Origin of the sequence: Tsukamurella sp. DT100 (genome assembly GCF_049844855.1) — a bacterium.
Classification (GTDB): domain Bacteria; phylum Actinomycetota; class Actinomycetes; order Mycobacteriales; family Mycobacteriaceae; genus Tsukamurella.
Window position 1 is genome coordinate 1 of sequence record NZ_JBNCLV010000021.1, and the last position, 12,914, is coordinate 12,914.

The following is a 12,914-nucleotide window of genomic DNA, read 5'->3' on the forward strand; positions in this document are numbered from 1 at the left end:
CACAGGGCCACAACAGCCACGATGAGACCCGTCAGCCACGTCGTGGACAGTCAGGAGGCTCCTAGAGATATCGAATCTCCTAGGCTCCACAAACACTTCGCGCGATCACAGGCGGTTTCCGGTCTTCCGGGAGCCGCCTTTCGTCGTTTCGTTCCCGACGTTCCGCCGGCTCCTTGCCGCCGACACGAATGGGGTCGCCCTGACGGAGGAGGATGGCCGCACCGTCCGGAATGTGGCGGACGACCACCTGCGGAGCGTCGCACCACATGGTGAAGAACGGTTCCGGCAGATGGCAGATCATTTCGTCGGCGCCGCCTGCGGGCAGGACGCGCACCGGTCGAGGTGGCGTTCCCGCGGTCGAGGAGCCCGCCCCGGGTGCGGGCTCGGGCAGCCAGCCGAGCTGCGCGGAACAGCCCGCGGACAGGAACAGGAGTGCCGCAACCCCGAGAGAATTCAGTTTGTCGAATCTCATCATGCAAATGGTAGGCGAGGCGGGGGCACGGACCAACTGCGTACGGTTCAGGGTTGTCCTGGATGGCACGGGGCGACTCCGCCGCTAGGTTCGGAGCTCATGGACGTGGTCGTGGCGCTCATGCTCACCCCGGTGGTCGCGCTGCTGCTCGCGGCGGTCATGCGGCGCTCGCTCGGCGCGCGGCCCGGGTGGCTGCGGACGGTGCTCGTGGCGCTGCTCATGATCGCGGTCGCGCTCCCGGTCACGTCGTGGGCCGCGGTGACCTCCGGCATCGCCGAGCCTGGTGGCACCCTGCTGGTGGGCACCGGAACCGCTGTGGCCTTCTTCCTCGTCGCCGGGTTGTGGCTGTTCGCCGGATCGCTCGCGGCCCTCGTCCTGCTCGAGATCGTCGCGCCCACCGGCACCGCGCCGGGGCCGCGCGACCTCCTGGTCCGCGCCCGCGGCCGGCTTCGCCGCACACGTCGCTACCTCACGATCACCGCGATCGCCGCGCGGAGCGGTGCCGGATCGGCACTGCGCGCCGGGCCCTCGTCACCCGAATTCGGTCCCGCACTCGTGCGGCTGCTCAACGGCTGCGGTGTCACCTTCGTCAAACTGGGCCAGATCCTCGGCACGCGCGACGACCTGCTGCCCGCCGACCTCACCCGGGCGCTCTCCACGCTGCAGAGTTCCGCGGAACCGGTCGCGACGGACCGGATCATGGCCGTCGTCGCCGCCGAGGTGCCCGGCGAACCGGACCGCGCGTTCGCCCGGTTCGACCCCACCCCGCTCGCCGCGGCTTCGGTCGCGCAGGTGCACACCGCCCGCACCGCGGGCGGCGAGGAGGTCGTGGTGAAGGTGCAGCGGCCCGAGGCACGGGAACAGGTCACGGTCGACTGCGACATCCTGCTGCGTTTCGCCCGGACCGCGGAACAGCGGCTGGCGTGGGCCCGCGACGTGGGCGTCTCGCGCCTGGCCCAGGGACTCGTGGCCTCCCTCCGTGAGGAACTCGACTACCGCACCGAGGCCGCCAACACCGCCGCGCTCGCCGCGACCGTCGCCGATCGGGACGACGTCGTGGTGCCCCGCATCGATCGGGACCTGAGCACGTCCCGGCTGCTGGTGATGGAGCGCCTGCCCGGGGTGCCGCTGTCCGGCGGTCCGGCCGTCGTCGTGGGCCTGGACGAGGAGATCCGGGCGCGGATCGCGCACGACCTGCTCGGCGCCCTCCTCGACGGGATCTTCGTGCACGGCGTCTTCCACGCCGACCTGCACCCGGGGAACATCATGGTCCTTCCCGACGGCCGGGTCGGGCTACTCGACATGGGCGCGGTCGGGGTGCTCGACGGCGAGCTGCGGGTCCTGCTGGCGATGCTTCTGGACGCGGCGCTCAACGACGATCCGGTGGTCACCGTCGACACCATGCTGCTCGCCTTCGACGCGCCGGACGAGGTGGACCGCGAGACCCTCCTCCGCGCCGTCGGCCGCGAGATCACCCTGATCGGGCTGCAGGGTGGGGTGTCCGCGGAGTCCTTCGGGCGGCTGTTCGCGGTGCTGCGCACCCACCGGGTGGGCGTGCCCGGTGACGTCGCGGCGGCCTTCCGGTCGCTGGCCTCCGTGGAACGTGCGCTCGGCATGCTGGTCCCGGGCCTCGACGTGCAGGAGGCCATCCGGGCCGAGATGCCGCGGCTGGTGCGGGAGGTGGCGAGCCCGGAGCGGATGGCGCGCCGCGCCGCCTCGACGGCCGCGGTGGGTGCCGCGGTGGCCCGTCGACTCCCCGGCCGCGCCGACCGGATCGCGGGCGCGCTCGCGGCGGGAACGTTCACCGTCCGCACCCGGGCGACGGCCCATCCGGACGATCGGAGATGGTTGCGCGGCAGGGTGACCGACGCGATGGGAGCCGTGCTGGCGCTCGCCGCGGTGGTGGCGGGCGTCGTGCTCATGGTGGTGCCCGGCGGCCCCGCGATCACGCCGCAGCTGACGGCCTTCGCCCTCGCCGGCGCGACCGTGGGATTCGTCGGCACGGTGCTCGCGATGCGCACCGTCTTCCGGCTCTTCGCCTCGGACGCGCCGGGCTAGGCGGGACCGCTCCCATGCCGGATCGCGATTCTTGACCTATCCTTTACTCACGGGGTGCGACGACGCATCCCACCACTCCTTCACAGAGAGCATCGATGAGACGCGCCTCGCGCAAACGCCGAAGACCCCGATCCGCTGAACCCGCGCCCCACCGAGGGGCCGCCGCGTGATCACCCTCCTCACGATCCTGGCCGGCGTCGTCGTCGTGCTCGTGATCACCGCGTTCACCGGCTACTTCGTGGCCCAGGAGTTCGCGTACATGGCGGTGGACCGCTCCCGGCTCAAGGCGCGCGCGGAGGCGGGCGACGAGGCCGCGGCCCGCGCCCTGCAGGTCACGCGCCGCACCTCCTTCATGCTGTCCGGCGCGCAGCTCGGCATCACGGTGACAGGCCTGCTCGTCGGCTACGTGGCCGAGCCTCTGATCGGCCGCGGCGTCGGGACCTTGCTCGGCGGCGCGGGCGTGCCCGCGGGTGTGGGCATCGCGATCGGCGCGGTCCTGGCCGTCGGCCTCTCGACCGTCGCGCAGATGGTCTTCGGCGAGCTGTTCCCGAAGAACCTCGCCATCGCCCGGCCGGAGCCCGTCGCCCGCCGCCTGGCGCTCTCGACGACGCTGTACCTCCGCGCGTTCGGCTGGCTGATCCGGTTCTTCGACCAGGCCTCGAACCTGCTGCTGCGCGCCGTGAAGATCGAGCCCGTGCACGACGTCGAGCACTCGGCGACTCCCCGGGACCTCGAGCACATCGTCGCCGCCTCGCGGGACGCGGGAGAACTGCCCCGCGAGCTGTCGACGCTGCTCGACCGGATCCTCGACTTCCCCGGCCACACCGCCGAGCACGCGATGATCCCGCGCGCCCGCGTCGACCTGGTCGCCGCCGACGAGCCCGCGGCCGTCGTCCTGGAGCGCATGGCCGACGGCCACACCCGGTACCCCGTGGTCGGCGCGAGCGCCGACGACCTGATCGGCGTCATCACGCTCCACGACCTGCTGGGCGACAGCACCGGCACCGCGCGCTCCCGCTGCCGCCCGGCGGTGATCGTGCCCGGCTCCATGCCGCTGCCCGCCGTCGTCGCGCGACTGCGGGACGCGGGCCAGGAGATGGCCCTCGTCATCGACGAGTACGGCGGCTTCGACGGCGTCGTGACCGTCGAGGATATTGCGGAGGAACTGGTCGGCGAGATCGACGACGAGCACGACGGCACCGACCCGGCGCCCGCCGTGCCCGACGGCGACGGCTGGCTGCTGCGCGGCGACGTGCACCTCGACGAGGTGGAGCGCCTGCTCGGCGTCGACCTCGAACCCGGCGACGCCGAGACCCTCGGTGGCGCGGTCACCGCGCGCCTCGGGGCGCTGCCCCGGCCGGGCGACGTCACCGACCTGCCCCTGCTGCCCGATCCTGCGGCGGTGCCCGGAACCGCCCGGCCCGCGCTCCGGGCCGAGGTGCGCACCGTCGAACGACGGGTGCCGGCGGCCGTGCACCTGACCCTGCCCGCGATCGACCGAACGGAGGACGACGATGAGTAGCCCCTGGACGATCGTGGCGATCACGGTCCTGTTGATCGCGGCCAGCGCCTTCTTCGTGGCCGTCGAGTTCTCGCTCATCGCCGCGCGCCGACACCGGCTCGAGGACGAGGCGGCGCACAGCGCTTCCGCGCGGGCCGCGCTGCGCAGCTCCTCGGAGCTCTCGCTGCTGCTCGCGGGCTCGCAGCTGGGCATCACCGTGTGCACGCTGGCGCTGGGCGCGATCACCAAGCCGGCCGTCGACAGGTGGCTGACGCCGCTCCTCGCGGCCACCGGGATGCCGGGATGGAGCGCCGACGTGGGCGGCTTCGTGCTGGCCCTGCTGATCGTGACCTTCCTGCACCTCGTGGTCGGCGAGATGGCGCCGAAGTCGTGGGCCATCGCGCACCCGGAGCGGTCGGCGATCCTGCTGGCCCTGCCGATGCGGGCCTTCATGACGGTGTTCCGCCCGCTGCTCCTGGTGCTCAACGAGGCGGCCAACCGATGCCTGCGGCGCGTCGGCGTGACGCCCGTGAACGAGGTCGAGTTCGGCCAGGACCCGGCGGCGCTGCGCCACCTCGTCGAGCACTCGGTCACCGTCGGCGCGCTCGACGAGCAGCACTCCGGCCGGCTGACCAGCGCGCTCGAGCTCGAGGCGCTGACGGTCGGCGACATCGCGCGGTGGGACGCGGCGCCGTCGTCCGTGCCCGGTTCGGCGAGGCCCGCACAGGTCCGGAAGGCCGCCGACCGGACGGGCCACCTCCGGCAGCTGGTGACGGGCGGTGCGCACCTCGGCGTGGTGCACGTGCGCGACTGCCTGCGGGCCGACGGGACCGCGACCGCCGCGGATCTCATGCGGCCGGTCCTGATCCTCGACGCCGCCGAGCCGGCGTACGCGGCCCTCGCCACGATGCGGGAGTCGCGGGCGCACCTCGCCGTGGTGGAGCGCGACGGTGCGCGGGCGGTGCTCACCCTCTCCGACCTGCTCGGCAGGTTGATGCCCGTGTGATCGCGGTCTCCGGCCCGCGGGGTTACACTTCGCGGGCCGGATGCGGAATCCCCTCGGGAGCGGTCGCGCCACTGTGAAGCCAGACCCGCGCCGGCACGCCCGGGCGACCGGGCACCGTCGAACCCCGTCTACCCGGGCGCGAAACCCCGGACGAAGGAGCGCCGCCCATGGCGAACGCATCCACCACCGCCCACGCCGGTGACCTCTCCCTGCACGTCTCCCGCCGGGCGGTGTGGCTCTCCGCCACCCTGATCCTGGCCGTGCTGGCGTACTACTTCATCGGCATCGACCAGGGCGCCGTCTCGGTGTTCGGCAACGACATGCACGTCCACGAGTTCTTCCACGACGCCCGGCACTTCCTGGGCTTCCCCTGCCACTGATCGGGGAGACATGGAGAAGCACGTCATCGCCCGCGGCGCACTCGCCGGGGCGATCGGAGGACTGCTCGCGTTCGTCTTCGGGCGGATCATGGTGGAGCCGATCATCGGCCGCGCCATCGATTTCGAGGAGGCCCGCAATGCCGCGGAGCACGCCTCCCACCCGGGAATGGCGATGGAGGAGCCGGAGCTGTTCACCCGCGCGGTCCAGCAGAACGTCGGGCTGGGCGCCGGCCTGATCCTGTTCGGCATCGCGATGGGCGCCCTGTTCGCAGTGACCTACTGCGTCGCCGCGCCGAAGCTCGCGCAGTGGACGCCGCGGGCCGTCGCGCTGGCCGTGGCCGGCTCGCTGTTCGCCGGGATCTACGCCCTGCCGTACCTGAAGTACCCGCCGAACCCGCCCGTCGTGGGCGATCCCGAGACGATCCGCGAGCGCACCGGCGCGTACGTGCTCATGGTCGCGATCTGCCTCGCGCTCGTGGCGGCCGCGTGGGTCATCGGGCTCGCCGTCGTGCCCCGGCTCGGGGCGTACGGCGCCGCGCTCACCGGCGGGGCCGTCGTGATCGTGGGGCTCGTCCTCGCCTGCCTGGTGCTGCCGGCGACCGTCGCGACGCCGGAGGGCTTCGACCCCGACGACTTGTACTGGTTCCGCACGTACTCGTTCCTCGCGCAGGCCATCCTGTGGGGCGCGATCGGGCTCGTCGGCGCGGAGCTCCTGCAGCGGCTCACGGTGCGGAAGGGCGACGCGACGCGCACGGCCGTCTCGGCCTAGCCTCCTCGCAGAACGACGCAGCGGCGGCATACCCTGGGGGTATGAACCGCCGCTGCGCTCTGTGCTGGGTGGCCGCGCTGATCTCGATCATCGTCTCCGCCACCATCCACTACCGCGGGGGTAGCGGCGGCCTCGACGGCCTGTTCTTCGTGATCGCGCTGGCCTGGGCGCTGCTCGCCATCCAGGCGCACCAGCCCGCGGGCTGGCGCGGCTAGGCGGCTACTCGCCCTTCTTGCGCGGATCCTCCTCGGCCGGTGACTCGACGGCCACGTCCTCCTCGGCCTCCTCCACCCGCTCCAGCTCCTCGACAGGGGCTGGGGCGCTGTCGCCGGTGGCGCCACTGGCCGGCCGCACACGGGGCGGCTCGGCGGCGACGGGCGGCGCCGACGGGGTGCGCAGCAGCTTGAAGGCGATCCCGCCCACGGCCAGCACCAGCGCGAGGACCGCGCCGATCAGCAGCGGCGTGCGCCGGGCCGAGCGGGACGGCGCACCGTCGGACAGGGTGATCGCCTGCTCGGGATCGACCTCGGCGGGGGCGATCCACGACCGGACCAGCCCGTAGACGCCGGCGATCAGCTTGCCGGCGAGCGACAGGCCGAGGCCCGAGAGCGCGCGCAGGATGTTGGCGGGGCCGACGATGCTCTGGCCGAGGCCGGAGACGAGGCGCTGCACGTTCGAGGGGGCCGACGGCGCCGGGGCGGCGTCGGCGGCGAGGGCGTCGTCGAGCAAGGGGGTGGTGGCCATCGGTGGCGTGATCCTTTCAACGGACGGGAGTGCGTCTTTCCACCGTCGATTCTTATCCGATCTCCTGGGGTTCGCACTTGCAGAAAATGGCAGAATGGCGGTGTGACCAACTCCAACGCTACCGCCCACGTGACCCTGCACACCTCTGAAGGTGACATCCGTATCGCGCTGTTCGGCAATCACGCTCCCGTGACCGTGGCGAACTTCCTCGGACTCGCCCAGGGAACGAAGGAATACACGACCACCAACGCCTCCGGCGGCGACTCGGGCCCGTTCTACGACGGCTCCGTCTTCCACCGCGTGATCGACGGCTTCATGATCCAGGGCGGCGACCCGACCGGCACCGGCACCGGCGGCCCGGGCTACGACTTCGTCGACGAGTTCCACCCGGAGCTGCGCTTCGACCACCCGTACATCCTGGCCATGGCCAACATCGGCCGCCCGGCGACCAACGGCTCGCAGTTCTTCATCACCGTCGGCAAGACGCCGCACCTCAACAACCGGCACACGATCTTCGGCGAGGTCGAGGACGAGGCCAGCCGCAAGGTGGTCGACGCCATCGGCGGCACGCAGACCGACCGCGCGGACCGCCCGGTCAAGGAGGTCACCATCAACTCCATCACCGTCGAGGAGTAGTCGCCCCCTCCCCACGCGTGTGCCCGGCCGGGTGATCCGGCCGGGCTTTCGTGTCTTCGGGGCGTCTCGGGCCGTCGCCGGGCGGGCTCGGCGGGCCCGGCGCAGTGAATTTACTTCGCCTAACTCCTCCATCAGTGTGGATCAGATTCTGCACGGAATTCCGGATATCTCAAGGATTCGTGTGAGCCGGGTCTCGATCGACGCAGGTCGGTGAGCATCTTCACGGCACAACGCCCGCTCTGAGATGGACACCCGGCGTCCGGTCTTCGTAACCTTGCCGTGATCTTGTGGAGACCGAGGCGTGACCGACACGCCGCTCCACGGAGTCGGGAGTTCGACGAAAGTGACCAGCGACAGTACGAAGACCATGACCGTCCGCAGCACCCGCCGCGGCACGATGCGCGCGGCCCTCGGAGCCGCAGCCGCCGTGATCGGAATCGTCGCCGCACCCGCCGTGGCGCAGGCCGCCCCCGCGCCCGCCCCGCAGGCACCCGTCGCACAGGCCGGGCAGATCGCCGGACCCGACCGCTCGTCGGTCGTGCAGGCCGCGCTCACCCGCGTGGGCATGCCCTACGTCTACGGCGCTGCCGGCCCCAGCTCCTTCGACTGCTCCGGTCTCGTCACCTGGGCCATGAACCAGGCCGGCGTCAGCGTGCCGCGCAGCAGCTACTCGCTGATGAGCGCCGGCACTCCCGTCTCGCAGGCGCAGCTGCGCCCCGGCGACGTGGTGATCACCAACGGCGGCGGCCACGCCGCGCTGTACATCGGCAACGGCCAGGTGGTCGAGGCGGTGACCTCCGGCATGCCCGTGCGCGTCGCCGGCATCCGCGGCTTCGTCACCGCACGTCGCTACTGATCAGGTGAAAGATCTCCGTCTCTCGGCGGTGTCGCGGGCATGACTGCGGCGTGTCGCGCTGAGAGGCGTCGATCTTTCACGCGGGCCGCAGGGCCTCGAGCTGCTGCGCGACGAGCGTGGGCGCCTCGCCCAGCTCCCAGCGGCCGAGGAAGAGCAGGTCGTCGCCGCGCGTGAGCTCCAGCAGCACCGACTCGCGGCCCCAGTGCCGCGTGGTCGTGCGCTTGATCTCCAGGCCGTCCCACGGGAAGACCTTGCGGCCGAAGGCGCCGCGGTAGACGACGCCGGCACCGTCGGCGGACAGGCGCGGGCGGAGCACCAGCACCTGCGCCCCGAGGTAGATCAGGGCGAGCACGCCGATGCCCACGAGCACCATGCCGACGGGGTCCTTGATGGCCTGGAAGCCGACGGCCGCGGCGCCCAGCAGGACGCCCGCGACGAGGAGGACGACGCCCACACCGCGCGGGGCGCTCCAGTTATCCACAGGTTTATCCACAGCTGGGGATGAATGACATCGTTGTGATTTCGCTGGTCAGGACTACTTCCACCACATCGTCATCAACAGACCGGCGATCATGAGGCCGAAACCGATGGCGAAGTTCCACGCCTCGAGGTTCGCCATCCACTCCAGCGGCTTGCCGGGTGCGCCCAGGCCGTTGGGGTCGGCACCGACGTAGTAGACGAGCAGCCAGGCCAGCCCGGCGAGCATGAGCGCCAGGAACGCGACCACGAACCACCGGCCCGACGGAGCGCTCACCTTGACCGGCGTGCGCGAATCCGTGGCGGTGTTGATCGTGTAATCGGTCTTCTTCCGGACCTTCGACTTCGGCATGGCTTCCTTCTACCAGGGTGCGTTTCACCTGCCAGGTTATCGGATGTACCTGCGCCACCCCACCCCGCTACGCTGGACGGCGTGCGGATCCTCGTCGTCGACAACTATGACAGCTTCGTGTTCAACCTGGTCCAGTACCTCGGCCAGCTGGGCGTGGAGGCGGACGTGTGGCGCAACGACGATCCGCGACTGGACGATCCGGCCGCGGCGGCCGCCCAGTACGACGGCGTGCTGCTCAGCCCCGGCCCCGGCACCCCGCAGCGCGCGGGGCAGACGATGCCCATGGTCGAGGCCGCGCGGGCGGCCGGCTCCCCGCTGCTGGGAGTGTGCCTCGGGCACCAGGCGATCGGGGCCGTCTTCGGCGCGACGGTCGACCGGGCGCCCGAGCTGCTGCACGGCAAGACCTCGCTCGTGCACCACAACGGCCACGGCGTGCTCGCCGGCCTGCCGGACCCCTTCACCGCGACCCGCTACCACTCGCTGACGGTGCTCGAGCCCACGATCCCCGCCGAGCTCGAGATCACCGGCCGCACCGATTCCGGCGTGGTGATGGGCTTCCAGCACCGAGAGCTGCCGATCCACGGCGTGCAGTTCCACCCCGAGTCCGTGCTCACGCAGGGCGGCCACCGCATGCTGGCGAACTGGCTGGCCGTGTGCGGCTACACCGTCGCCGAGGCGCGCGTCGCCGAGCTCGAGCAGGAGGTCGCCGCGGCGCTCGGGTGAGCACCGCGGACCGTCGGGCGAGGGTGCCTGTGGTCCCGGCCTCGCCTCAGGACCGACGGACGTGCAGGACGATCGTCGCCGACGAGTCCACCTGGGCGCCGACGTCGGGATCGGTGCGCCAGACCCGACCGCGGTCGAACAGGCCCGACGGGGCGTCGACCACGACCGAGATGTTCTCCGACGAGAAGCCGGCCTGGATGAGTGCAGCGCGGGCCGCGTTCTGGTCCTGATTGATCACGTTCGGCATGGTGATCGGCTTCGCCCGGGCGACCTGCAGCGTCACCGTGCTGCCCTTGTCCGCGTTCTGCCCGCCGGTGGGGTTCTGCCGCACGACGGTGCCGGCCGGGGCGGGGTTGTCGACGCGCTGGATCTCCACCTGGAATCCCAGGCCCTTGAGGTTCGCCTCCGCCTGCGAGACCTGCGTGCTCGTCACGTCCGGCACGCGCACCTGCTCCTTGCCGGAGCTGACGGTGAGCTGGATCGGCGTGTTCTGCGGCGTGTTCGCGCCGATCGCCGGGTTGGTGGAGATGACGTTGCCCTTGGCCACCGTCGGCGACGGGTCGTTCTTGACGTCCTTGGCCACGGTGAAGCCCGCCTTCTCGAGGATGTCGCGGGCCTCCTTCTCGGGCTTGTTCGCGACATCGGGCACCGCGGCCATCTTGGGGCCGGTGGATACCTGGAGGACCACCGTCGAGCCCTTGGCGGCGCTCGCGTTCGGCCCGGGCAGCGTCGAGATCACGTGTTCGGCGGGCACGGTGTTGTCGGGCATGCGCTGCACCTCGACGGTGAAGCCGAGCTTCTGCAGCGCGACCTGGGCATCCGCGGCCGGCGCGCCGATCTGGGAGGTCACAGTGGCGTTCTGCTCGCCGCCGCGGCTGTTGAGCAGGTACCAGGTGGTGCCGCCGATGAGCACGAGCGCGATCACGGCCGCCGAGATCAGCATGAGCAGCTTCGAGCGGCTGCCGGTCGTCGCCGGCGCCGCGCGCCGGCGCCGCACGGGAGCGTCCGCGGGGGTGGTCTCCACGATCTCCGTGGGCGGACCGTCGTCCGAGGGCTCGGCGCCGTTCGCGCCCGCGGTCCCGGCGGCGGCCGCAGCGGCGACGGGGGCCGCGGCGGCCCGGCGACGGGGCTTCGCCGGCTCGGTGAGCAGCGCGTCGCGCTCCTCGTCGGAGAGCACCATCGGCGCCTCGGGCTTGCGGCCCGCGAGCACGCGGATCAGGTCCTGCCGCATCTCGCCGGCCGTCTGGTACCGGTTGGCGGGGTTCTTCGACAGCGCCTTGAGCGTGATCGAGTCCAGCTCGGGCGGAATCGTGTCCAGGATCGCGGACGGGGTCGGCGGATCCTCGCGGACGTGCTGGTAGGCCACGGAGACCGGGGAATCACCGGTGAACGGCGGCTGCCCCGTCAGGAGCTCGAAGATCACGCAGCCGGCGGCGTAGACGTCGGAGCGGGCGTCCACCGAGTCGCCGCGCGCCTGCTCCGGCGAGAGGTACTGCGCCGTGCCGATCACCGCGGCCGTCTGCGTCATCCCGGCGGACGGGTCGCTCATCGCCCGCGCGATGCCGAAGTCCATCACCTTGATCTCGCCCGCGCGGGTGAGCATCACGTTGGCGGGCTTCATGTCGCGGTGCACGATGCCGTTGCGGTGGCTGAAGTCCAGCGCCGCGCAGACGTCGGCCATCCACGTCATCGCGGCCTGCGGGGCGATGGTCCCGTCGCGGCGCAGCACGTCGCGCAGGGTCTCCCCGTCGACGTACTCCATCACGATGTACGGCAGCGGCCCGCCGCTGGTCTGCGCCTCGCCGGTGTCGTAGACCTGGACGATCGTCGGGTGGTTCAGCGACGCCGCGTTCTGCGCCTCCCGCCGGAACCGCTCGTAGAAGCTCGGGTCACGGGCCAGGTCGGCGCGGAGGATCTTGATCGCGACGTCGCGCGACAGACGCGTGTCCCGGGCCAGGTGCACCTCGGACATGCCACCGAACCCGAGCGTCTCGCCCAGGTCGTAGCGGTCGTTGATGCGACGCGGCGGGGTAGTCATCTGCTTGTCCGTTATCCGTCAGTTGTTGGGGCAGGGGAGAGGGATCCCGAAGATACCGGTGCACGGCGGCTTCGTGGTCGGCTCGCCTCCGGTGACCGGCGGGTCCGAGGTGGTGGTCGGCGGCGGGGTCGTCGTGGTCGGCGGCGGCGGGGTCGTCGTCGGCTTGGGCGGCGGGGGCGTGGTCGTCGGCTGCACCGTCGACGTCTCGGTCACCGTCCGCGGCGCCTCCGTCGTCGTCCGGGGCGGCACCGGGCGGGCCGGCGTCGAGGTCCCCGTCGGCGGGGGTGCGACGGTGCCCGTGTCGGTCACGCTCGTCGACGGCAGCGGCGTCTCGTTGCCGGTGTCCCGGGTGATGAAGTAGCCGCCGATGATCGCCGCGGCCAGCAGCAGCAGCGCCACCGAGACCCCGAGGATCGTCTTCTGGGCCTTGGTCCAGCCGCCGCCGTCCGAGTAGGTGGCGGGCGCCGCGGCCCGCGGCGTCGGGGTGGAGTTGCGGGAGACGGGCTGCGGACCGGGGCGCGAGGCCGGCGGCACGATGGCCGTGGCGGCGGTCTCCGGGACCCCGGTCGCGGCGGCGGCCGCCGCCGGGGCGGCGCCGGTCCAGCCGCGCGGCATGGGCGGGCGCTGCCCGGCCTTGACCGCGGCGACGGCGTCGGCGAACTCGCCGCCGTTCGCGTAGCGCTGCCGCGGGTCCTTGCCCAGGGTCAGCGTGATCAGCTCGCGCACCGGCGCCGGGAGGTCGCTGGGCAGCGGCTCCGGCTGGTCCCGGATGTGCTTCATCGCGACGGTGATGGCACCGTCGCCCGAGAAGGGGCGCTTGCCCGCGAGGCATTCGTAGCCGACGACGCCGAGGGAGTAGACGTCGGAGGCGGCGGTGGCGTCCTCGCCGGAGGCCTGCTCGG

General features: G+C 72.1%; 15 protein-coding genes. 9 read left to right on the forward strand and 6 right to left on the reverse strand.

Going from position 1 to position 12,914, the window contains the following annotated elements:
* Positions 1-79: 79 nt before the first annotated feature.
* Complete coding sequence (locus ACLQ3K_RS26155; RefSeq protein ID WP_426002246.1) at positions 80-472, reverse strand: hypothetical protein; 393 nt, start codon at positions 470-472, stop codon at positions 80-82.
* A gap of 99 nt (positions 473-571) precedes the next feature.
* Between ACLQ3K_RS26155 and ACLQ3K_RS26160 the strand changes: the two genes are divergently transcribed.
* From ACLQ3K_RS26160 to ACLQ3K_RS26185, 6 genes are all read left to right on the forward strand, one after another.
* The gene (locus ACLQ3K_RS26160) at positions 572-2,530 is read left to right on the forward strand and encodes an ABC1 kinase family protein (protein ID WP_426002247.1); all 1,959 of its coding nucleotides are present in this window, start codon (positions 572-574) and stop codon (positions 2,528-2,530) included.
* A gap of 166 nt (positions 2,531-2,696) precedes the next feature.
* Positions 2,697-4,052 carry a hemolysin family protein gene (locus ACLQ3K_RS26165; protein WP_426002248.1) on the forward strand — a complete coding sequence of 452 codons (1,356 nt, stop codon included), beginning with the start codon at positions 2,697-2,699 and terminating at the stop codon, positions 4,050-4,052.
* Positions 4,045-5,037, forward strand: a complete 993-nt coding sequence (locus tag ACLQ3K_RS26170) for a CNNM domain-containing protein (protein ID WP_426002249.1) — start codon at positions 4,045-4,047, stop codon at positions 5,035-5,037. The genes ACLQ3K_RS26165 and ACLQ3K_RS26170 overlap by 8 nt, the downstream gene beginning before the upstream one ends.
* Before the next feature lie 167 nt (positions 5,038-5,204).
* Positions 5,205-5,417: a CbtB domain-containing protein gene (locus ACLQ3K_RS26175; RefSeq protein WP_126195642.1), complete on the forward strand. Its 213-nt coding sequence runs from the start codon at positions 5,205-5,207 to the stop codon at positions 5,415-5,417.
* Between the two features lie 10 nt (positions 5,418-5,427).
* Positions 5,428-6,186, forward strand: a complete 759-nt coding sequence (locus tag ACLQ3K_RS26180) for a CbtA family protein (RefSeq protein ID WP_426002250.1) — start codon at positions 5,428-5,430, stop codon at positions 6,184-6,186.
* A gap of 41 nt (positions 6,187-6,227) precedes the next feature.
* On the forward strand, positions 6,228-6,401 hold the full coding sequence (locus ACLQ3K_RS26185; RefSeq protein ID WP_158645192.1) for a hypothetical protein: 174 nt from the start codon (positions 6,228-6,230) through the stop codon (positions 6,399-6,401).
* A 4-nt stretch (positions 6,402-6,405) separates the two neighbouring features.
* On the opposite strand, the gene ACLQ3K_RS26190 is transcribed toward ACLQ3K_RS26185, so the two are convergent.
* Positions 6,406-6,930 carry a hypothetical protein gene (locus tag ACLQ3K_RS26190; protein WP_426002251.1) on the reverse strand — a complete coding sequence of 175 codons (525 nt, stop codon included), beginning with the start codon at positions 6,928-6,930 and terminating at the stop codon, positions 6,406-6,408.
* A gap of 102 nt (positions 6,931-7,032) precedes the next feature.
* On the opposite strand from ACLQ3K_RS26190, the gene ACLQ3K_RS26195 reads away from it, so the two are divergent.
* Both ACLQ3K_RS26195 and ACLQ3K_RS26200 read left to right on the forward strand, forming a co-directional pair.
* Positions 7,033-7,566: a peptidylprolyl isomerase gene (locus ACLQ3K_RS26195; RefSeq protein WP_224644801.1), complete on the forward strand. Its 534-nt coding sequence runs from the start codon at positions 7,033-7,035 to the stop codon at positions 7,564-7,566.
* Positions 7,567-7,933: 367 nt separating this feature from the next.
* Entirely contained in the window at positions 7,934-8,422 is a 489-nt protein-coding gene (locus ACLQ3K_RS26200) for a C40 family peptidase (protein WP_224644802.1), read from the forward strand.
* A 76-nt stretch (positions 8,423-8,498) separates the two neighbouring features.
* Here the strand turns inward: ACLQ3K_RS26200 and ACLQ3K_RS26205 are convergent, their stop codons facing one another.
* Both ACLQ3K_RS26205 and crgA read right to left on the reverse strand, forming a co-directional pair.
* Entirely contained in the window at positions 8,499-8,903 is a 405-nt protein-coding gene (locus ACLQ3K_RS26205) for a PH domain-containing protein (RefSeq protein ID WP_426002252.1), read from the reverse strand.
* Positions 8,904-8,957: 54 nt separating this feature from the next.
* A complete protein-coding gene (crgA, locus tag ACLQ3K_RS26210) occupies positions 8,958-9,251 on the reverse strand; it encodes a cell division protein CrgA (protein ID WP_224644804.1) in 294 nt (97 codons plus the stop codon).
* 81 nt (positions 9,252-9,332) lie between these two features.
* On the opposite strand from crgA, the gene ACLQ3K_RS26215 reads away from it, so the two are divergent.
* Complete coding sequence (locus ACLQ3K_RS26215) at positions 9,333-9,974, forward strand: aminodeoxychorismate/anthranilate synthase component II (RefSeq protein ID WP_426002253.1); 642 nt, start codon at positions 9,333-9,335, stop codon at positions 9,972-9,974.
* A 46-nt stretch (positions 9,975-10,020) separates the two neighbouring features.
* Here ACLQ3K_RS26215 and pknB read toward each other — a convergent pair whose 3' ends face one another.
* The gene (gene pknB, locus ACLQ3K_RS26220) at positions 10,021-12,012 is read right to left on the reverse strand and encodes a Stk1 family PASTA domain-containing Ser/Thr kinase (RefSeq protein ID WP_426002254.1); all 1,992 of its coding nucleotides are present in this window, start codon (positions 12,010-12,012) and stop codon (positions 10,021-10,023) included.
* Between the two features lie 18 nt (positions 12,013-12,030).
* The coding region (locus ACLQ3K_RS26225) for a serine/threonine protein kinase (protein WP_426002255.1) at positions 12,031-12,914 on the reverse strand (884 nt) is incomplete at its 5' end.